Consider the following 21858-nt stretch of genomic DNA (forward strand, 5'->3'; position numbering starts at 1 on the left):
ATATATCTTTAACTATAATTAAAAGTATTGCTTTTTTTAATAAATACATATCCTTTGTTAAATACATTATACACAATTAAAACTATTAAAACCGAAGGTAAGTGTTTAAAAAAGTACTTGTTAAATATGTCTTTTCTACAGAAATGTCCTTTTAAATAATAATATGCCACAAATAATGATACTTTTCTGTTTTTTTCCATAGACTGTTGCATAAAAATTCTATGGATATCATGGAGTAAAAAAACACATGTCGTATGGTTAAGTTTTAGATTCTTATTTTTAAGAAAGGCATATCTCACACGCAAGCTAGAATATGCTTTTGCAAAAGCATTTGTTTTTGAATATGAAATACTATCATCATTGGCTATTACTTTAACTAAAACCTTAGACAAAATAGTATAGTTAGCATCTACTTGCATTACTTTTACATGAAAATCATATTCTTGGGATTGTTGTAAACTTTCATCAAAAACCAATTGATTTTCTTTTAAAAATACTGACTTATACATGACTGCATGTATTGGCCAAAAGGTTTTAAAACTTATATAATCGTTTATTCGATTATTAGACTCTAAAATGCCTCCATGAAATCCATCTATTATTTTTCCGTTTCTTGTAACCCATTCACTTTTACAAATACTATAATTAGCCTTTGTCGCTTGAATATTTTTTAGCTGCAATTCTAAATATTCTGGGCACATATAATCATCACTATCAAAAAAACCTATAAAGTCTCCTTTTGCCTGTTCTAACCCAAAATTTCTACATGCATTGGCTCCTTTAGGTTTATTTTTAGGTCTCTCAAGAAGTTTGAAACGCTTGTCCTCTATAACATAATTTTCAATTATTTTAATTGAATCATCATTAGAACCATCATCAACTATTAAACATTCCCAATTCGTATAGGTTTGCAATACAAGACTATTTAAAGTATCTTCTATAACACTAGCTCTATTGTAAGTAGGTATGATGATTGATATTAAAACGTTAGTATCCAATTTTAAGTTTATTTATTTAATAGCAAACATCGTTAGCCAAATCTCCTTTACTATTAATATTCCAAGAACTAGAGCTACTAGCTGTACTCATATAGAACTTCTGTTCTTCAGTTAAATTATCTATATCCATATACCAACCTCCATGCATCGCCATATATGGACTATTTGTTCGAATGGCATGGTAAAAATTATCTCTAAATGACCATATGTTTTTTGGAGGATACAACGCAAAAGTTGTATCTATACTAGATTGATAATCACCACTTTTCGTTTTAGTTTTCCAGAATCTATTTTCCCATTCTAAAATTTTTGTTTTATTGGGATTTGTATCAGGTATATCATCTGTTTTTAGGCTAAATCCAACTTTAGATAATTTCCAATTCTTATCTAATAGTTGTTTGAATTTTAAAACAAAATCATCTGGACAAGAATTTAAAGGGACAATATCTGGATCGGTAAGGACATAATAGCCTTTATTGTATTTATTAAATATTTCTTTTTGCTCCCAAAATACTCTGTGTCCAAAATTCTCGGTCAATCTATGTATTTCAACTTTATCCTTTAGCTCATCAAAATAGGTTAATAGAGGCTTGTAATTTGAGTTATTATCTACAATGACAATATTTGAGTATTCATTTTTTAAAAGAAAATTAATTAATTTCTTTAAATAAAAAAGTTGATTATAACTCACTATAATAATAGGTATGGACTTATAATTCTTGTTTTGTTTTACAGTTACTTTATTGAAATAGTTATTTATAAAACGGAAGTAGTAATATCTAGTTCTTTTTGATATTCTATGATTTTTAATACGCTTATAAATATTAAATAAAACTGTTTTCAACATTAAAAACTTTAAACTATTACTAGATAATTTATTTTATAACGACTCTATAAACTTATATTTTTTAGTACCTAAAACTAAAACACGTTTTGAGCCAACATATATGCCTTTGTATATAGTAATATTCAATTTTTTAAACAAGAGGAGTAGTTCTTTAACCGTGTCTTGTTCTCCCTGCCTATTGTAATCATCAAAAATAATCATAAACTCATCAGTTGCTTCAAAATGTTTAGCTAGCTTTACTATATCATATCTTGAATAACGTGCGCTTCCAAATGGTCCATCTACTACATATAAATCAAACTTACTTTTTATGTATTTATCTAAGCCATCGTAAACATTAACAGAAAACCCATTAACTTCTTCTTTCTTTAGAGGACAAATAATTATTTCTGAGTGTGAAGATAAACCATGATTAGTTATAAAATGGTTTTTCCATTCATTACTCTCTTCAATAATTTTATGTGTGCTTTCTGTTAATTCATTTTTTAAAGTTGCATTAATAAATTTACTAGATTCCCCTAAGCCAAACTCAAGTATTTTTTTAGGTTTATAATCAGCTAGCACTCTATTCAATACATAAAAAAAAGCGTAATTACCTGCCCATCTCCCAATATTTAAAGGTAGTTCTTCTAACCATGCTCTACCTCTTATGCTATCGTGATACACATTTGCCCACTCGTTCTCTAATGTTGCATTTAAGATTTTACGGTCTCTTTGTCTAAACTCCTCTATTGTCTTTTTTATTTTTTGAAACATTTATCTTCTTATTGAAGTTTCATCTATTTAAGATACTCTTTATTTTTTTCTTTATCTGTTTTTTTGCTAGTTTAATATCATTGCTAACACTAAACTTTGGTTTATTAAAAGTAAAACTTTTAAGAGCCCCAAAAGCAAATATTTCCTTTCCTTTTACTTGATTCGATACATTGTTCCCGTGTATTACTTGAATCCACTGTGGTTTACTTGTTACGTTGATTTTTTTTAGATGTGTCCATTCGCCATGTTGATGTGCATAAACCGTTTCTATTGATTGATTATTCTGTACATTCTCTAAAAGGCTTATAAATGGATTTAATTTATAATTCATCTTACGCAACTTATTAACCTTTCCTATTTCTAGATTGTAGCCAATTGGCATCTCTAATATACATTTATAATCAACTAAGTTATTTTGCAATACTGCAACTGCATCATTAGAAAAAACATCATCGTTATCTAATCTTGTGGTAATAATAGCATCTAACTTTTTACCATGAATTTCTTCTAACAAATCTTTTGCTAAAGTATCTTGAAAATCTTGATAAGATTCTTTAAACTTAGGTGTGAAATTAGGAAACAAAGCACTTAGTTTTTCTATTTTTTCTTTATACAAATTTGGTGTTGAAGTATCAAAAAAAACCCACCATTCAAAGTTTTTATTAGTTTGACTTTTTAAAGAAGGAAAACAGTAATTTTCGAATAATTGAAATCTTTTCTTTAACCAATTATCGTCTAACACTTCGTTACCTAAACTGTCTTTATCCCACTTTTGGGATAAATTAAATCTAGTAATTATAAAGTGTTTGAATGTCACTGTACTAGCTGTTTTTTAAAATTAACGCTTTTAAAAACATTTTCCTTTTAACCACAAACTTAAAAAATTGATTAAAACCTAGGTTTGCATAATGTAGTTTCAACAAAAAATAAATATGATGAGGATTCAATAAATTATTGTTGACAATTAATTTCTCCATAAAGCTTAATATTTCAGTCCTTTTTTCAACTGGCAAAAATTCTATATGATCTTTACAAAAGTCTTTGTAAAACTGTATTGTAGCATCATTTTTTTCTTTTAAATTATTTTTATTCCCAGAAATACTTATAGACGAAACTCTTATTATAACTTTTGCATCATTTATTGTTTTTATTTGTTCTTTAAAAGAAAAATCTAACCAAGCTTTATCATCACTATGCCACCCTAAAGGATAATTTTTAAAACCTACTTTCTCATATATCGTTTTTTTAAAAATATACTCAGAAAGAGAGCTTCTTGTTTTTCCTTTAAATTTTCTATAAAAAGCATCAACACTATGCTCATATTGTGGATGTGTATATACTTCAGAAAATCTTTTCTCATCTGTATAAAGCATTTGAGATGAAAACTTATATAGGTTCGTTTTATCTTCTTTTTCTTTATACCATAGTTCTACCACATTGTTTTCTAATAAATCATCATCGCCCAGTATTAAAATCCACTTTTCGTTTTTAGTTAAACTTATACATCTGTCCCAATGTTGTGGTAATGATTTTTGTCCTAAGTTGCTATCAAACTTTTTATAATAAATTGGAAGATTTTTATTGAATTCTGCTATTATTTTCTCTGGATTATTTGGACTATTATCATTGCCAATATATACATTAAAGTCTTTATTTGTTTGACTTGCAAGCGAATGAAGTGTTTCTCTAAAAAACTCTATTTTATAATATGGAATAACAATTGCAAGTTCTTTAATAGCGTTCACTTTTATTTAAAAATTTTATCCTTTATTTTTCTAAAAATCTTTCTAGGATTATTGTAGTTTTTACTTAAAAAACTTTTTGTTTTAAACATCAAGTAAGCAAATCTATAAAACTTACTTTTTTCAAATGCAGTTTTATTATTTACATATCTATTTAAATTCTCCTTATAAAATTCCATTTTTTTATAAACACTATAAAAATTATTAGCTTGATATAAGGAATGTTGCCTGTACTCTAAAAAAGTGTTTTTAGCTTTTTCTGCTTTAAATCCTACTTCAATAATACGCTTAAACAAATTATAATCCTCTGCTTTTTCTGAAGTTTTATATCCTCCAGCCTTTATAAATGCACTTCTTTTATACATTGAAGATCCATGTATAAAATTAATTTCTGTTAAGTGTTTTTTTAATTTTTCGAAATCATCAAATACTGGGAAGTTAACCTTATAAATTCCTTCGCTATCTGCATCTGTTTTAAATTCTTCTTTTATTTTATTATAAGCTTCTTCTGCTCGTGCTCCAAAAAAAACATAATCGGTATAGGCTATTGCATTTTTTATATCTCTATCTAAGACTATACAACATTCTTCAACATAATTAGATAAAACTCTATTATCTGCTCCTAAAAAAAAGACATATTCATGTTCTGTTAGAGAAATTGCTTTATTAAAATGCTCAACTATACCTAAATTTGTGCTATTTCTATTATACTTAATTAGGTTTGGATAATTTTTTACATAATTTTCAGCAATTAGTTGAGTATCATCATTTGAGCAATCGTCTGATATTAAAATTTCATCTGGTACTATTGTTTGTTTTAAAACAGATTCTACTGCATCAATGAGATAATCTCCATAATTATAACTAGCAATTATACATGAAACTTTTTCTTTTTTAAATGTAGTGTTGTTTACTACTGTAATTCTATTAAAAACATATTTATCTATGTCATTTCCTTGATTACAGGAAACTGCTCCTTTAAATTTTTGTTTTACTAAATTAAGGACTGTATCATTATACTCTCCATGAGGATAGGCAAACCAATCGAAGCCATTATCATCTAAAGCCCTTATTTCAGCGGGAATTTGTAATTCGTTTTCAATAATTTTACTATCCTGAACTGTCTTTAAATTAATATGTGTTTTTGTATGCCATTGTAAACGTCCTCCTCCTTGTACTAATTCTTTTAATTCATTAATAGTTGTAAAAGGTGCATTAGGTTCAATACTATCAAACTCGTTATCTAATCCTATATAATCTGATGTAATAAAAAGCTCAAAAGGATAATTAAACTTCTTTAGGATTGGTAAAGCATATTCAAGTACGTTTTTATAAACTCCATCAAAAGTAATGACAACATGATTTGAGTTTTCGGGGTCATAATCTTTAAGAAACACTACTTCTTTACTCGATAATTCAACCATTTGTCGATAAAAATCGTTTACTTTAACCCACCACATTGTTGGTGAATTAGGATGTATTTTATGATACATTAAAATCATTTAATATATACTTCTAATTTATGATTATATGTTCTATATGGATATAGTATTTCTTTAGCTTTAAAATAAGGAAATTGACATTTGTACCAAGAATCAATATGCACAGAAATTAATGTGCCTCCTTTATTTAATAATTTATCAATAATTAAATAAATTAAACTAGAAGAGTTTCCTATATATTGAGGGTATAATACTCCAGTAATGACTATTAAATCAAAACTATTGTTTGAAAAATTGGTATTTAAATCAAAAATAGAACAACTTAAATAATTAATATGACTGTCTTTATTACTAGACTTAGCGTGCTTAATAGCTTCTTCCGAAATATCAACACCTACAATTTCTGTTCCTGGAAGTTGCTTAGTAACAAATCCTTGACCGCAGCCAATATCCAAAACTTTATTATACTTCTTACTGCGTAATTGTTTTAATAAATAATCAATCCTTTTTAAATCTTCAGCATTATTTTCATAGTTCCAAGGATCTTCTTTTTTGTGAAACTCATCTAATTCTGATAGTTTTTGTATCATTCTATATCCATTTATGGTCTACTACAATAACTCCCCAATTAGGATCAACTTGCTTCCCTGTGTTAAAATAATCATTTTCTTCAACATCGAAAATTAAAATTCTCTCAATATAATCGGCTAATCCATTTTCAGTTGAAATGAATGCATTAAGAATATACTTTCCTTTAACCAGCGGTAATTTAGAAATTTCGCATATAGCTCTAGTTCTATCAATAAACTGAATATCGTTTTTCAATTTGGTTGAAATACTAATAATTTTCGTCTCATCAACTTTCCAAACACTTAAACCTAATTCATTCACTTTAAAATTTCCTAAGTTTTTAAATTCAATTTCAACAGAAAATTTTTCTCCAGTTAAAATACTATTATTTAATATTGTTACTTTTTTAAGTAATGCATTCCCATTTCCAATTCTATCTTTTCTGTCTTCAATATTTTGCGAAGTATTTTTTAATGAATCAAATATGTATTTAGATATTCCTTCATCAACTTTACCTTGATAGGAAATATTACCATTTTCCAAAACTATTAATCTAGAGCATAAGTTTTTTACCGCTGCCATATTATGGCTTACAAATAAAACCGTACGCCCTTCACCTCTACTAATATCTTGCATTTTCCCGATAGCCTTTTTTTGAAACTCAGCATCTCCTACTGCTAACACCTCATCAATAACCAAAATATCTGGTTCTAAATGTGCCGCAACAGCAAAGGCTAAACGCACTGTCATTCCTGAAGAATAACGCTTTACAGGTGTATCTATATAACGTTCGCAACCAGAAAACTCAATAATCTCGTTAATTTTTGATTTAATTTCTGCTTTTGTCATTCCTAAAATCGCACCATTAAGATAAATATTTTCTCGTCCAGTCATTTCTGGATGAAAGCCTGTACCTACTTCTAAAAGTGATGCAATTCGCCCTTTTGTTTTTATTTCTCCTGTGGTAGGACTTGTTACTCTAGATAATATTTTTAATAAGGTTGATTTTCCTGCGCCATTCTTTCCTATAATACCTAAAACTTCGCCTTTTTTAACTTCAAAATTAATACCTTTTAATGCCCAAACATAGTCTGAAGTACCTTTTGTACTTCTATCGTTAACTTCTCCAATTTTTAAAAACGGATCTTCTTTCCCTCTTACTTTACTCCACCATCTATTTAGATCCTGACCTATAGTGTTAGCCCCTACAAGACCCAACTTATATTGTTTAGAAATGTTATTAACTTTTAAAATTACACTCATTATTAAACAGTATCTATAAAACTTTTTTCGGTTTTGTTAAACACAACTAAGCCTAACATAAAGGTGATTATACTAAATACTATAGCGTATGTAAATTTATTTACATCAAATATTTCAACTCCAAGAGTCATATGCCTAAATGATTCTATAATAATTGCAATAGGGTTATACTCTACTAACCAAACATATTCTGGTAATTCTTTTCTAAAAAATGATATTGGATACATTACTGCAGACCCATACATTAATAATTGCACGCCAAACTGTACTAAAAACGTTAAATCTCTATACTTAGTTGTCATTGAAGATATGAGCATTCCAAAACCCAAACCTAACAAAGCCATTACCAAAACAACTATGGGTAGTAGCACCAAATTCCAGTTGGGTAAAATAGACACATCTTCTAACAAGACATAGTATATATAAAAACCTATAAATACCATACATTGAATAGCAAATCTTAATAAATTAGAAATGACTACAGATAAAGGCATTATAACTCTTGGAAAATATACCTTTCCAAAAATGCCTTGATTTTTTGTAAACGTGTTAGATGTTCCTGTTAAGCAAAGTTTAAAATAATTCCAAGTAGTTATACCTGCAAGGTTGAATAAAAATGCTGGTATTCCATCTCCAGTTGGAATATTTGCTAGATTATTAAATATTAATGTAAAAATTACTGAAGTAAATAAAGGCTGAATTACATACCATAGAGGTCCTAATATCGTTTGCTTATATAAAGTAACAACGTCTCTTTTAACAAACAAAAATAACAAATCTTTATATCTCCAAATCTCTTTGAAATTGAAATCTATTAGCTTGTGTTTAGAAGATATTGTATATAACCATTGTTCTTTACTCAAGACATTTAATTTAATTTTATTCTGTTCAATTTTTTTATCCTGTTTTAAACTTATCAAGGATGCTAACTTCTCTTTAGCCAATTCTTTATTTTATTAAAAGTACTTGCCTTTTTAAGGTTTTCGTGATAAGCATTGCCATATAACCCATATCCGTAGCCATAACCATAGCCATAGCCATAATTATGGCTAGCTTTATGTTTATAAAAATTTAAAATGTAGCTTATATTTTTTAACTCTCCAGACTTATGTTTGGCATTAACCAACTCTAACATACCCTTTTTTGTATAATCTAATCTAATTACAAATAATGAGGCATCTGCATATTGTGATAATACCAATGCATCTGTAACTAACCCTAGTGGTGGTGAATCTAATACTATTATATCATAAATTTTTCTCAAATCTAAAATAAGCTCCTCCATTATATCACTCATTAATAATTCTGATGGGTTTGGAGGTATTGGACCAGAAGTAATAATATCCAAATTTTCAATATGGCTTTTAAAAGTAACCTCTTCTAAGGTTTTATCAGCAATAAAATAGTTTACTACACCCAACTCATTATCAATATTAAAGTCTCCAAAAATTTTAGGTTTTCGTAAATCTAAGCCTAGAAGAATTGTTTTTTTGCCAGACGCAGCATAAGCACTAGCTATATTAATTGAGCAAAATGTTTTTCCTTCTCCGCTTACAGACGAGGTAATCATGATTGTACGACCTCCTACTTTATCTAGCTTTTTATAGAAAAATTGTAAACTAGAGCGTATCGCTCTAAAAGCTTCGGCTACAGCCGATTTAGGTTTTTCATGAACTATTAAATTGTTATCATGATTATATTTACCTATAAGCCCTAAAACTGGTATATTTGATAAGCGTTTTACGTCTTCAGTTCCATGAATTGTATTATCTAATAAAAAAAGAACAAATAAAATTACTATTGGCAATGATAACCCAACAATTAGCGCCATCATATAATTTAAGTTTCTGTTAGGCCCAATCAAGCCTCCACCAATATCCTTAGCTTCATCTATTACAGAGATATCAGACACATTAGCAGCCTTTACTATTGCTGCCTCACTTCGCTTTGCTAAGTAAATATCGTAAGCCTCCTGACTTAAATTTAATTTTCTTTGTATTTTTAAATATTCCTGTTGATCTTCTGGCAAATCATTGAGCTTACTCTCTAAGGTAGCCCTTTTTTTATTGATCATTTGCAATTCAATTTGAATTGTCTCTTTAGTCGAAACTATAATTTCTAACAATACATTCTTTTCTGCATTTATTCTAGCGTCTAAATCTTTTAATGATGTAGAACCTTCTTGTACCAATTGTTCCAATTCTTGGCGTTCTATAGCTAACGTTGTAATTTTACCAACAGTCGCTATTATATTTCTTTCTTCAATACCTACTGAAGTTGGTGCAGCTATATTTGTGTAATTAGTTCTAGTACGTAAATAATTTTCAAGAAAATTTAAATACCTTAATTTAGATTGAATAGCATCTTTGTTAAAATCAAGTTCACTTACTTTTTCTGAAAGCTGTAACAACTCCTCATCAACATTAAATATTTTATTTTTTTGCCTAAAAGCATTCATAGTATCTGTCGCCGCCTTTAAATCAGTGTTTACTATACTTAGTGTGCTGTCTATAAATCTTATTGTATTAGTTGCGTATAAGTTTTTACGTTCTAATTCTGTTTTACTTAAAATCTGTGTAGTCGCATTTAGATAATCTACTATTTTAGCTTTATTAACACCCGATAAAGAAAGAATTAATACAGAAGATTCTTTTGAATATGACCTTGCCTTTATTTTAGCTTTGTAATCGTTCACGACAGCATCAAAACTCAAAAATTGAATAAAATATTCAGATTCTGGTACTATTTCTATATTAGATTTTCTTAAGAGTTTAAAGGAGGTAAAAGGTAAGTCAACTTGTTCTCCTATATCAAAAACCTTTTTAAAGCCCCCTTTAGTCACAGATACAGTCTGCATTAATTTATCACTGTATCTCTGTGTTCTTGCTAAGTTATTTTCAAAATCTATAACTAATTCATACTGATTTTCATTAATAAATCTAATCCCTATATATTTATTTAGTAGCTGCTCGCTATTTTTATTTATTTCAACTTTAAAGGGTGCATTTTTATAAATATCATCTTTTCTATATTTCCCTTCTTTCAAATATTTCACATAAAACTGTAAAGAATCGACTACTTTTTCGTTATGACTCCTAGTACTTAATGCAATTATAATTTTGCCTACTTTATCAGAAACGCCTCCCCAATTAAAAGAAATACTTGTATTGGTTGTGAAAAAGGGGTTTTGATCATTCTCAATCGAGATTAAAGAATTTAAACTATAAACATTTTGTTTTCTAACATTAATAGAATATGCAATTATTAACCCAACAATAACAAATAATGTTATAAGCTTCCAGAACTTCAAAATTTTAAAGAAAAAGCCTCGGATATCAAAGCTCATACTGCTAGGTTCCTTAAAATCAATACCTTCAATGTCATCGTAAGCCATGGCTATCTTCTATCTAAAAGTAAAATTGTTGTAGTAATTAATGATAAAACTGTAGCTATAGCTCCTATGTTTTGAATAGCTGTTGTTCCCGTACCCCAAGATTTTTGCTTTAATGGTTTTACGTAAATCATGTCGTTGGGTTGAATATAATAGTATGGAGAATTCATAACATTTGCATCGGTTAAATCGATATGAAATATTTTCTGTCCTTGCGGAAATTGCCTTATAATCAACACATCTTTTTTGTCACCAGTATCAAGTATATCACCTGAATTTGCAATCGCTTCAAAAACATTTACGCGCTCTTTAAATAATGTTTTTGTACCTGAGCTTCCAATTTCGCCCGTAGTAGTGTATTGTAATCCTGTAAGCTTTACGGTTACAAAAATATCATTTGCTGCTTTATACTCGGTCTCTAATAATTTTTTCTCAATAATTTGTTTTATCTCATTAGTGGTAAAACCTAGTACATTAATTTCACCTAGTTTAGGCATAAGTATGTTACCATGTAAATCTACAGTAAAGCCATCAAAATAAGCACGTTCTTCACTACTAGCATTCAAATCGCCTTCGCCAATAGGATTAAAAATGGTTACAGTTTCTTGCTTTGCTGCCTTAATCCTAATATTTAAAATATCATTAATTTGAACACGATATGCCCTTTGTTTTTCAACTATAACTTGAATAGAATCAGTTGCTGTACTTTTGTTTTGAAGATAAACAGTATCTTTATAAGGAACACAAGACACCATTACAGTATTTACAATTAAAAAAACAACTAAAAAATATCTCTTCATATTGAGGCACATTGATTTATCACAAATATAACTTTTCGTCTTGAACAATAAAACTAATAACGGCTTTTTTGGTTTTTTATCCGTTATTTGCAGAAAAAATATCCTTTGAATTATTTAACAGTAGAAAACATATCAAAATCTTACGGAGAATTAACGCTCTTTAAAGACATTTCTTTTAGTGTTCACAAAGATCAGAAAATAGCGTTTGTTGCCAAAAACGGAACAGGGAAAACATCCATATTAAATATCCTTTCTGGCGATGACCAAGCCGATTCTGGAAATATTATTTATAGAAAAGATATAAAAGTTTCCTTTCTCTCGCAAGACCCAAAGTTTGATGAAACTTTAACTATTGAAGACACTATTCTAGCAAGCGATAATCCTATTTTAAAAGTGATTTCAAATTACGAAAAGGCCCTTTTAAATCCAGATGATTCTGAAGCATATCAAACTGCTTTCGAAGCTATGGAACAATACCAAGCATGGGATTTCGAAACGCTTTACAAGCAAATTCTCTTCAAATTAAAACTTGAAAATTTAAGTCAAAAAGTAAACACGCTTTCTGGCGGACAAAAAAAGCGTCTCGCATTAGCCAATGCACTAATTAACAAACCTGATTTGTTGATTTTAGATGAGCCTACCAACCATTTAGATTTAGAAATGATTGAATGGTTAGAAGCCTTTTTCGCCAAAGAAAACATAACGCTTTTTATGGTGACGCACGATCGTTATTTTTTAGAGCGTGTGTGTAACGAAATAATAGAATTAGATGAAGGGCAATTATACAATTATAAAGGAAACTATTCCTATTATTTAGAAAAAAAAGAAGCTAGAATCGAGCAAGAAACTATTGAAACTGGAAAAGCCAAACAACTCTTTAAAAAAGAATTAACTTGGATGCGCCGCCAACCCAAAGCGCGTACCACAAAATCGAAATCAAGAATTAATGATTTTGCTGATATAAAGCATAGAGCTCATCAACGCAGAAACGACCACGAGGTACAGTTAGAATTAAATATGGAACGTTTAGGAAACAAAATTTTAGAGTTCCATAAAGTATCAAAAGCGTTTAAAGACAAAACCATACTTGATAAATTTGAATACACATTTCAAAAAGGCGAACGTGCGGGTATCATTGGTAAAAACGGTACAGGAAAAACCACGTTTTTAAACATTTTAACCCAAACCACGCTACCAGATTCTGGTAAGGTAATTAGAGGAGATACCGTAAAATTCGGTTATTATACCCAAGACGGCATCACCATAAAACCCGAGCAAAAAGTCATAGAGGTTATTCGCGAATTTGGAGACTATATTCCACTCAAAAAAGGGCGACAAATTAGCGCACAACAACTTTTAGAACGGTTTTTATTCAGCAGAAAAAAGCAACACGATTTTGTTGAAAAACTAAGCGGCGGTGAGCGTAAACGTTTATATTTATGTACGGTTTTAATTCAGAATCCAAACTTTTTAATTCTCGATGAACCTACGAATGATTTAGATATTGTTACATTAAATGTGCTAGAAAGTTTTCTTTTAGATTTTCCAGGATGCGTTATCGTGGTATCTCACGACAGGTACTTTATGGATAAAGTTGTAGACCATCTTTTTGTTTTTAAAGGCGATGGTGTTATTGAAGATTTTCCTGGAAATTATACAGATTATCGCATATACGAAGATAGCCAACCAGCTATATCTAGCATGAATACCGAGGATAAAAAAGATAAAAAAGCTTGGAAACAAAATGAAGCTAAAAAGCTGTCTTATAATGAAGAAAAAGAACTTAATAATATTGAAAGCAAACTAAAATCTTTAACTTTTGATAAAAAAGAATTAGAAAATAAATTCAACAATCAAGAACTTTCGCAAGATGAAATAAATAAACTATCTGAAGATTTACAAAAAATAATTAAAACTATTGAAACCAAAGAAGAACGCTGGTTTGAATTGTCTTCGAAATTAGAAGATTAAATAGTTCGCAGTGTTCAGTAGCAGTATTCAGTCAAAAAAATAAGTCAGTTCGAGTAAAATTCTAAGTCACGAAGAATTTAGTATCGAGAACAACTTAAAAGTATGTTTTACCAAATTATTCAATACATAAAATTTCTTTTAAAATCTACCAATCAACACGGTGTACACTCTCCTTTTGTTTATAATTTGGTCTCCAAATGTTTTTATAACAACAAAAATTATGATGCCTATAAAAGTCTTTTAAACTACAAAAAGACCCTTTTAAAAAACAAAACAAAAATTAAAGTAACCGATTTTGGTGTTGGCTCCCATGTTTTAAAACAAAACCAACGGCTCATTTCTGCAATGACTAAAAATGCTGGGACAACCTATAAAAGAGCAAAGCTTTTATATCGATTGGTTGGCTATTTTGAATTTGAAAACATATTAGAGTTAGGCACCTCATTAGGTGTAGCAACACATGCAATGCATTTAGCAAACCCAAAAGCAAATATTACAACAATTGAAGGTTGTCCGAATATTTCTGAATTTACTAAAAAGAATTTCAAAGATTATAAATTAAAAAACATCAATCTCATAAACGATAATTTTAATGATGCCATAAAAAATCTAGAACCCAATACCTACGACCTTATATTTTTCGATGGCAATCACCAAAAAGAAGCGACTTTACATTATTTTGAAACACTTTTACAAACCGCAAACAACAATTCTGTTTTTGTTTTTGACGATATTTATTGGAGCAAAGGCATGACTGAAGCTTGGAAAACTATTAAACAGCATCCCAAAGTAACGGTTACTATCGATACGTTTTTTTGGGGATTTGTATTTTTTAGGAAAGAGCAAGCTAAGGAGGATTTTGTTGTTAGGGTTTAGTTGTTTGTTGCGAAGTTGTTAAGCCGATTAGATTAATTTAAATTTAAAAATATGCATATATTTTGGTTCATCATTCCAGTTCTTATTATTGCTGGCATCTTTAAATTTAAAAAGGAAAAAAAGAAATTTGAAGCTAATTTTTATGAAGGATTGACCAATTCACAATTAAAAAATGAAGCAATAATACTATTAAATAAAATATCAAATAACCCGTTGTGCATTTTAAATAATGCTGATTTTTATATTGTTTATTTTTCTATCAAAGACAAATTTGTTAATGTATTGAATTACAGTTAGCGAAGTTATTTTAGATATTATTCTGGTCTTAAAGCCTTCAAAAGACTTAGCGTAGTTGCGTCTTATCATGAATTGGTCACACAGTTGAGAAAATAAAGTTTCTATCCTCTTTCTCGATTTTCTAAAAATGTACGGTTGTTTTTTGTAATTGTTTTGATTATTTCTCATCGGTGTATTTAGCTTTATGTTACAAGTATCAAACAAGTTAAGTTGAATTTCTGCGGATAAATAACCTCTATCACCAATTAAAGTGCAATTGCTAATTTGTGCTTTAATATCTTTAAGATAATTCACATCATGAACAGATGCCGGACTCAAATCTATACTCTGAAAAATACCGCTAACAGAACAAATAGCATGTAATTTATACCCATAATAATTAGCACTTTGAGAAGCACAATAACCTTTGTCTGGAAAGACATAAGTAGCTTCTTTACATATTCTTGAACGAGAACTTCTTGATAGCTTACAAACCTCTAAAGGCATACTATCTACAATGAAATAGTCTTCAAATTCATTAAAATGAGTAGCCAATTTTAAACGTATTGCATCAATATGATTTGCTAACTTTCTTCTTCTACGATTATAAACACTGCGGTTAATTTTTGATGAAATGACATCAGGAAGTTGTCTAAATAGGTTACTCTCACTATCTATACCCATATATTCTGATGTAAGGCTTAGGCTTACCAACTCCAAATCACTCAGTTTGGGTTGTCGTCTTTGATAAGCTAAAAGCTGCTCTTTTGATATTTTTCTTAATACTTCCAATATTCTTTCGTAATTTGCATTTAAGTTGTTCATAATTAATGTTTTATCGCTAAAACAAGTTACTGATTATCAGTAAGATGGACAACTTTTTTCTTTTAAATCATAATGCACAACGGGTTATAATAGTTTTGACGAAAAATCAAACTTCATTTATACAGACTACAAAAACATAAATCATTTTAAATTAGAAGTTCAAGAAACTTTAGCAAAAATAAAAAACAATAAGATTGATGAATTATTTCCAACTACCTCAATACAGACTCACAATTTTCTTTTCTATGAGCTAGCTAAAAAGAATGATTGGTCTGACAAACAAATAAAATTGATTAAAAATTTAGATTTGATAATTATTGAGTTTTCAATACGCCAAGGCATTTTACCAAAAAATTATCATTCGTGAATAAGTGGCAAAAAACTTTTAACTTTTAACTTTTAACTTTTAACTTGCGTAGCATGAAAATCTACACCAAAACGGGCGATAAAGGCACCACAGCATTATATGGAGGCACACGAGTTCCAAAACATCATATCCGTATTGAAAGCTACGGAACGGTTGATGAATTAAACTCGCATTTAGGTTTAATTCGCGATCAAGATATTAATCAGCATTATAAAGAGGTGTTGATGCATATTCAAGATAGATTGTTTACGGTTGGCGCTATTTTAGCTACCGATCCTGAAAAAGCCCTTTTAAAAAATGGGAAAGAACGCTTAAATATTGAAAAGATTTCTGCTGAAAACATTGAACGTTTAGAGCAGGAAATGGACACGATGAACGAAGCACTACCACCAATGACGCATTTTGTGTTACCTGGCGGGCATCAAACAGTGTCATTCTGTCACATAGCACGTTGTGTTTGTCGTAGAGCCGAACGTTTAGCATCTGCACTTAACGATTTAGAACCTTTTGAAGCGAATGCTTTAACGTACTTAAACCGTCTTTCTGACTATCTTTTTGTGTTGGCACGAAAGTTGTCTTCTGACTTACAAGCAAATGAAATTAAGTGGATTCCTGAGAAAAAGTGAAGCACGGAACTTGTAGACAGAAGTTAGAAGTACAATAGTTTAGTAAATTAAGATTCGACTGTATACTGGATACTGATGACTGTAAACTAGTCCGCGTTAGGGATTGCAGCGGCATCCTTTTAAAACTTGAATAAAATAAAAAATTGCTTGTGTACTTGAATTTGGCAGATTGCCACGTCCTTCGTCCTCGCAATAACGTTTTAAAAAGATATAGCGGAAAGCCCGACCCCTTTTTAGGGGTAACGCCCACTTCTCGATAGCTTTACTGAGCTTGTCGAAGTGCTATTCCAAAAAATATTGGAATAACTCGAAGTGATAAAACTCATTATTTTGCTACATTATTATTAACTCAGCAACGATAAATTTGCAAGGGTTTAGAGTACAAAAAGATACGTTCTTATAATTAATGATTAAATAATTCATTTTTTTCTTGTCTGTTTAAACTAAAAATTTATTTTTGCAAAAAAATTAAACGCAATAAAAAATGTATTGGACTTTAGAATTAGCATCGTATTTAAGTGATGCACCTTGGCCAGCAACCAAAGACGAATTAATAGATTACGCTATTAGAACTGGCGCACCGTTAGAAGTTGTAGAAAATTTACAGTCGATTGAAGACGAAGGCGATTCGTATGATTCGATTGAAGAAATTTGGTCTGATTATCCAACAGATGAAGATTACCTCTGGAACGAGGATGAATATTAATAAGCATAAAGAATAATTAAAAAGTCTCGATTTGAGACTTTTTTTTTGTCCTAATCTTTAAACAAAATGTATCTTTGAATGGCTTTTGTTTAAAGCTTAAAAACTAAATAAAAACAACTAGGACATCCTAGATAAACATAAAATATACACACATGAGTTTTTTAAATTCTGTATTGAAAGTATTTGTTGGAGACAAATCGAAACAAGATGTAAAAGCTTTAATGCCTTTAGTAGATAAAGTTAAAACCTTTGAAGCCGCTTTAGAAGCCTTATCGCATGACGAATTAAGAGATAAAACGGTCGAATTTAAAGCTATTATTGCCGAAACACGCAAGCCTTTTAATGAAAGAAAAGAAACACTTTTAAAAGAAGCTGAAGCTACTGAAGATATTGATAGACGGGAAGATATTTATCAAGAAGTCGATAAAATTGAAGACGAATCGTACGAAGCTGTTGAAAAAACATTAAACGATATTTTACCTGAAGCCTTTGCTGTGGTAAAAGAAACAGCAAAGCGTTTTGTAAACAACACTAATATTACAGTAACTGCTAACGAATTTGATAGAAGTCTATCTGGAGATAAAACGTATATAACACTTGATGGCGATAATGCCACTTGGTCAAACTCTTGGGATGCCGCAGGAAAACCCATTACTTGGGATATGGTGCATTACGATGTACAACTTATTGGGGGTGTAGCGATGCATCAAGGTAAAATTGCCGAAATGCAAACGGGAGAAGGTAAAACCTTAGTTGCTACATTACCTGTGTATTTAAATGCACTTACTGGTCGTGGTGTTCACTTAGTAACAGTAAACGATTATTTAGCAAAACGAGACAGTGCGTGGATGGCTCCTATTTTTGAATTCCACGGTTTGAGTGTAGATTGTATTGACTACCATCAACCAAACTCTGAAGCGCGTATAAAAGCTTATAATGCTGATATTACCTACGGAACTAACAACGAATTTGGTTTTGATTACTTGCGTGATAATATGGCACATTCGCCAGATGATTTGGTGCAACGCCCGCACCATTATGCGATTGTAGATGAGGTGGATTCGGTTTTAGTTGATGATGCGCGTACACCATTAATTATTTCTGGCCCCATTCCACAAGGCGAACGTCATGAATTTAACGAACTAAAACCTAAAGTTGATGATATTGTTTCGGTGCAACGTAAATATTTAACAGGTGTTTTAGCTGAAGCAAAAAAATTAATCAAAGCTGGTGATACTAAAGAAGGTGGTTTTCAATTATTGCGTGTGTATCGTGGTATACCTAAAAATAAAGCACTTATTAAATTTTTATCTGAAGAAGGTGTTAAGCTATTACTTCAAAAAACCGAAAATTTCTACATGCAGGATAACAACCGCGAAATGCCAAAGGTTGATGCAGAGTTATACTATGTTATTGAAGAAAAAAACAATCAAATTGAATTAACAGATAAAGGTATTGAATACATTTCTGGAAAAGATAATCCAGATTTTTTCATCTTACCAGAAATAGGAATTGAAGTTGCTAAAATTGAAGAGCAAGGTCTTTCTGCTGAAGAAGAAGCAAATCTTAAAGAAGAATTATTCAAAGAATTTGGTGTGAAATCGGAACGTATTCACACATTAAATCAATTATTAAAAGCCTATGCTTTATTTGAAAAAGACACACAATATGTGGTGATGGATAATAAAGTCATGATTGTTGATGAACAAACTGGTCGTATTATGGATGGTCGTCGATATTCTGATGGATTACACCAAGCGATTGAAGCCAAAGAAAATGTAAAAATTGAAGATGCTACACAAACCTTTGCTACAGTAACCCTTCAAAATTACTTTAGAATGTACCGTAAACTTTCTGGTATGACAGGTACTGCGGTTACAGAAGCTGGTGAGTTTTGGGAAATCTATAAATTAGATGTTGTTGAAATTCCAACAAACAGACCTATTGCTAGAGACGATAAAGAAGATTTAGTATATAAAACTAAACGCGAAAAATACAATGCGGTTATTGATGATGTCACACAATTATCTGAAGCTGGTCGCCCAGTTTTAATAGGAACAACATCGGTTGAAATTAGTGAATTACTTGGTAAAATGTTAAGCATCCGTAAAATACCACACAATGTATTAAATGCAAAACAGCATAAAAAAGAAGCCGAAATTGTAGATCAAGCTGGTAAAACAGGTCAAGTAACCATCGCAACCAATATGGCTGGTCGTGGAACAGATATTAAATTATCAGACGAGGTTAAAGCTGCTGGTGGTTTAGCTATTGTTGGTACAGAACGCCATGATTCTCGTCGTGTAGACAGACAATTACGTGGTCGTGCTGGTCGACAAGGAGATCCAGGAAGCTCTCAGTTTTATGTGTCATTAGACGATAATTTAATGCGTCTGTTTGGTAGTGAGCGTATTGCAAAAATGATGGATAAAATGGGATTAAAAGAAGGCGAAGTGATTCAGCATTCTATGATTTCAAAATCTATAGAGCGTGCTCAAAAAAAAGTGGAGGAAAATAACTTTGGCGTTCGTAAACGATTATTAGAATATGATGATGTTATGAATGCGCAACGTGAGGTGGTTTATAAACGTCGTCATCACGCACTATTTGGAGAACGCTTGCGTGTCGATTTAGCGAATATGATTTTTGATACATCAGAAGGCATAGCCGATACCAATAAAGGAGCAAACGACTATAAGAATTTTGAGTTTGAATTAATTCGCTATTTTTCAATGAGTTCGCCAATTACCGAAGCAGAATTTGGAAAACTTTCACCACAAGAAATCACCTCAAAAATTTATAATACCGCTTTCGATAATTACAAAGAAAAAATGGCTCGTAATGCAGACATTGCATTTCCTGTTATTAAAAATGTATATGAAACACAACGTGATAAATTTAAACGAATCGTGGTGCCGTTTACAGATGGTGTAAAAAGTTTAAATGTGGTTACAGACCTTGAAAAAGCATACGAATCTGGTGGTAAACAATTAATCACCGATTTTGAAAAGAACATTACACTTGCCATTATTGATGATGCTTGGAAAACGCATTTACGTAAAATGGATGAATTAAAACAATCAGTTCAATTAGCGGTACACGAGCAAAAAGATCCATTATTAATTTATAAATTTGAAGCTTTTGAGTTGTTTAAAGCGATGATTGACCAAGTTAATAAGGATGTAATTTCATTCTTATTTAAAGGAGAATTACCTCAAGAAACTCAAGACACCATTCAAGAAGCTAGACAAACACGTAAAAAGGAAAATCTAAAAACACAAAAAGACGAAATTCCTAATTTAGACGAACGTTCTGCACAAAACAGAGCAGCAGGAAATATACAACGCCAACAAGAGGTTGTTGAAACCATTGTACGTGATAGACCAAAAATTGGACGAAACGATCGTGTTACCATAAAACACGTTATGAATGGTGAAAACAAAACCGTAAAATACAAACAAGCCGAACCTTTAATTGCCAAAGGGGAATGGGTTTTGGTTGAGGATTAAATACTAAAATTTTTGAAACGTTTTGTATTCATATTCCTGATTATACTTTCAACTATCGAAAGTTATAGTCAGGATATTAAGTTTTCTAAAATAAAGAGTGATACTGCTACTACCTTTAATTTTGTTAACAAAACGTATGCCCCTCTCATTTTAAAAATTAAAAAAATAAAAGATTTTAAGTTTTTTATAAAAGAAGGGGAGACATTTTGTAATCCGCAAGATTCTTTAGTTAATGTTATAAATATTCCAAAACGCCTTTTCGAAAATGATTCCACATTTAAAACAAGCAATTATATTGATATATCGTATACTTTTGGAAAAAAATTAAACGAAGATTCTATTAAAGACCATTTATATGAATTACCGTTTCAAAAAAAGAAACGCTATAAAATCATTCAAGGGTTTAATGGTAAGTTTACTCATAGTTCTGCGCAATCACGTTATGCCATAGATTTCAAAATGCCAATTGGCGATACAGTTGTTGCAGCAAGACGTGGTTATGTAGTACAAGCAGTATCTCATTTTAAGAAACATGGCGGTAAAAGGTTTATATCTAAAGCAAATCAAATAATTATAATGCATGATGATGGTACTTTTGCATATTATGTACACTTAGATAAAGATGGAACGCTTGTAAAAGTAAACGATTATGTTGAAGCTAGTCAACCTATTGGAATTTCTGGTTTTACAGGTTACACCACTAAACCTCATTTGCATTTTGTAGTTAGGAATTACGATATGGCTATCCCAATTCAGTTTAAAAATAAAAAAGATATTGGTAAAAAGTCTGGTGTTTTGGTTAAGAATTAAATTCCTTTTAAATATTTTAGCATGAATAAAACTACTTCACTATTGCATAAAATAAACGAGTTAAAAATCTATTCAATTAACTT

18 protein-coding genes are annotated in these 21858 nt (G+C 30.3%); 6 read left to right on the forward strand and 12 right to left on the reverse strand.

The features are described 5' to 3' along the window. Positions 1 to 8: 8 nt before the first annotated feature. From RG22_RS17225 to RG22_RS04180, 11 genes are all read right to left on the reverse strand, one after another. Positions 9 to 998: a glycosyltransferase family 2 protein gene (locus RG22_RS17225; RefSeq protein ID WP_052143631.1), complete on the reverse strand. Its 990-nt coding sequence runs from the start codon at positions 996 to 998 to the stop codon at positions 9 to 11. Positions 999 to 1014: 16 nt separating this feature from the next. Then, positions 1015 to 1845, reverse strand: a complete 831-nt coding sequence (locus RG22_RS04135) for a glycosyltransferase family protein (protein ID WP_052143632.1) — start codon at positions 1843 to 1845, stop codon at positions 1015 to 1017. A gap of 33 nt (positions 1846 to 1878) precedes the next feature. Further along, positions 1879 to 2601, reverse strand: coding sequence for a hypothetical protein (locus RG22_RS04140; RefSeq protein WP_034041093.1), 723 nt, complete (start codon positions 2599 to 2601; stop codon positions 1879 to 1881). 19 nt (positions 2602 to 2620) lie between these two features. Then, positions 2621 to 3418: a glycosyltransferase gene (locus RG22_RS04145; RefSeq protein WP_034041095.1), complete on the reverse strand. Its 798-nt coding sequence runs from the start codon at positions 3416 to 3418 to the stop codon at positions 2621 to 2623. 4 nt (positions 3419 to 3422) lie between these two features. Next, a complete protein-coding gene (locus RG22_RS04150) occupies positions 3423 to 4346 on the reverse strand; it encodes a glycosyltransferase family 2 protein (RefSeq protein ID WP_052143633.1) in 924 nt (307 codons plus the stop codon). Between the two features lie 2 nt (positions 4347 to 4348). Then, complete coding sequence (locus tag RG22_RS04155; RefSeq protein ID WP_162183638.1) at positions 4349 to 5836, reverse strand: glycosyltransferase; 1488 nt, start codon at positions 5834 to 5836, stop codon at positions 4349 to 4351. Between the two features lie 5 nt (positions 5837 to 5841). Continuing rightward, a complete protein-coding gene (locus RG22_RS17230; protein ID WP_052143634.1) occupies positions 5842 to 6375 on the reverse strand; it encodes a class I SAM-dependent methyltransferase in 534 nt (177 codons plus the stop codon). 1 nt (position 6376) lies between these two features. Beyond that, entirely contained in the window at positions 6377 to 7618 is a 1242-nt protein-coding gene (locus tag RG22_RS04165; protein WP_034041098.1) for an ABC transporter ATP-binding protein, read from the reverse strand. A gap of 2 nt (positions 7619 to 7620) precedes the next feature. Continuing rightward, positions 7621 to 8481, reverse strand: coding sequence for an ABC transporter permease (locus RG22_RS04170; RefSeq protein WP_052143826.1), 861 nt, complete (start codon positions 8479 to 8481; stop codon positions 7621 to 7623). A 62-nt stretch (positions 8482 to 8543) separates the two neighbouring features. Further along, complete coding sequence (locus tag RG22_RS04175; RefSeq protein WP_034041100.1) at positions 8544 to 11012, reverse strand: GumC family protein; 2469 nt, start codon at positions 11010 to 11012, stop codon at positions 8544 to 8546. Between the two features lie 2 nt (positions 11013 to 11014). Next, positions 11015 to 11809, reverse strand: a complete 795-nt coding sequence (locus RG22_RS04180) for a polysaccharide biosynthesis/export family protein (RefSeq protein ID WP_034041102.1) — start codon at positions 11807 to 11809, stop codon at positions 11015 to 11017. A 105-nt stretch (positions 11810 to 11914) separates the two neighbouring features. Here RG22_RS04180 and RG22_RS04185 point away from each other — a divergent pair, with 105 nt between their 5' ends. Next, positions 11915 to 13780 carry an ABC-F family ATP-binding cassette domain-containing protein gene (locus tag RG22_RS04185; protein WP_034041103.1) on the forward strand — a complete coding sequence of 622 codons (1866 nt, stop codon included), beginning with the start codon at positions 11915 to 11917 and terminating at the stop codon, positions 13778 to 13780. A 102-nt stretch (positions 13781 to 13882) separates the two neighbouring features. Continuing rightward, positions 13883 to 14656, forward strand: a complete 774-nt coding sequence (locus RG22_RS04190; protein WP_034041106.1) for an O-methyltransferase — start codon at positions 13883 to 13885, stop codon at positions 14654 to 14656. Positions 14657 to 14878: 222 nt separating this feature from the next. Here the strand turns inward: RG22_RS04190 and RG22_RS04200 are convergent, their stop codons facing one another. After that, a complete protein-coding gene (locus RG22_RS04200; protein WP_034040883.1) occupies positions 14879 to 15757 on the reverse strand; it encodes an IS982 family transposase in 879 nt (292 codons plus the stop codon). Positions 15758 to 16177: 420 nt separating this feature from the next. Between RG22_RS04200 and RG22_RS04205 the strand changes: the two genes are divergently transcribed. The 4 genes from RG22_RS04205 (at position 16178) to RG22_RS17235 (ending at position 21775) form a co-directional block, all read left to right on the forward strand. Further along, positions 16178 to 16750, forward strand: a complete 573-nt coding sequence (locus RG22_RS04205; protein WP_034041112.1) for a cob(I)yrinic acid a,c-diamide adenosyltransferase — start codon at positions 16178 to 16180, stop codon at positions 16748 to 16750. Between the two features lie 484 nt (positions 16751 to 17234). After that, a complete protein-coding gene (locus tag RG22_RS04210; RefSeq protein ID WP_019387375.1) occupies positions 17235 to 17456 on the forward strand; it encodes a DUF2795 domain-containing protein in 222 nt (73 codons plus the stop codon). 152 nt (positions 17457 to 17608) lie between these two features. Further along, the gene (gene secA, locus RG22_RS04215) at positions 17609 to 20965 is read left to right on the forward strand and encodes a preprotein translocase subunit SecA (protein ID WP_034041114.1); all 3357 of its coding nucleotides are present in this window, start codon (positions 17609 to 17611) and stop codon (positions 20963 to 20965) included. A 12-nt stretch (positions 20966 to 20977) separates the two neighbouring features. Next, positions 20978 to 21775: a M23 family metallopeptidase gene (locus RG22_RS17235; protein ID WP_052143635.1), complete on the forward strand. Its 798-nt coding sequence runs from the start codon at positions 20978 to 20980 to the stop codon at positions 21773 to 21775. The last annotated feature ends 83 nt before the right edge of the window (positions 21776 to 21858 follow it).

Origin of the sequence: Wocania ichthyoenteri Th78, from assembly GCF_000789235.1 — a bacterium.
Lineage (GTDB): Bacteria > Bacteroidota > Bacteroidia > Flavobacteriales > Flavobacteriaceae > Wocania_A > Wocania_A ichthyoenteri.

Coding starts and splice junctions, on each gene's coding strand:
- RG22_RS04135 (WP_052143632.1), bottom strand. CDS start 1,845: ATGTTGAAAACAGTTTTATTTAATATTTATAAGCGTATTAAAAATCAT.
- RG22_RS04140 (WP_034041093.1), bottom strand. CDS start 2,601: ATGTTTCAAAAAATAAAAAAGACAATAGAGGAGTTTAGACAAAGAGAC.
- RG22_RS04155 (WP_162183638.1), bottom strand. CDS start 5,836: ATGTATCATAAAATACATCCTAATTCACCAACAATGTGGTGGGTTAAA.
- RG22_RS17230 (WP_052143634.1), bottom strand. CDS start 6,375: ATGATACAAAAACTATCAGAATTAGATGAGTTTCACAAAAAAGAAGAT.
- RG22_RS04165 (WP_034041098.1), bottom strand. CDS start 7,618: ATGAGTGTAATTTTAAAAGTTAATAACATTTCTAAACAATATAAGTTG.
- RG22_RS04175 (WP_034041100.1), bottom strand. CDS start 11,012: ATGGCTTACGATGACATTGAAGGTATTGATTTTAAGGAACCTAGCAGT.
- RG22_RS04180 (WP_034041102.1), bottom strand. CDS start 11,809: ATGAAGAGATATTTTTTAGTTGTTTTTTTAATTGTAAATACTGTAATG.
- RG22_RS04190 (WP_034041106.1), top strand. CDS start 13,883: ATGTTTTACCAAATTATTCAATACATAAAATTTCTTTTAAAATCTACC.
- RG22_RS04200 (WP_034040883.1), bottom strand. CDS start 15,757: ATGAACAACTTAAATGCAAATTACGAAAGAATATTGGAAGTATTAAGA.
- RG22_RS04205 (WP_034041112.1), top strand. CDS start 16,178: ATGAAAATCTACACCAAAACGGGCGATAAAGGCACCACAGCATTATAT.
- RG22_RS04210 (WP_019387375.1), top strand. CDS start 17,235: ATGTATTGGACTTTAGAATTAGCATCGTATTTAAGTGATGCACCTTGG.
- secA (WP_034041114.1), top strand. CDS start 17,609: ATGAGTTTTTTAAATTCTGTATTGAAAGTATTTGTTGGAGACAAATCG.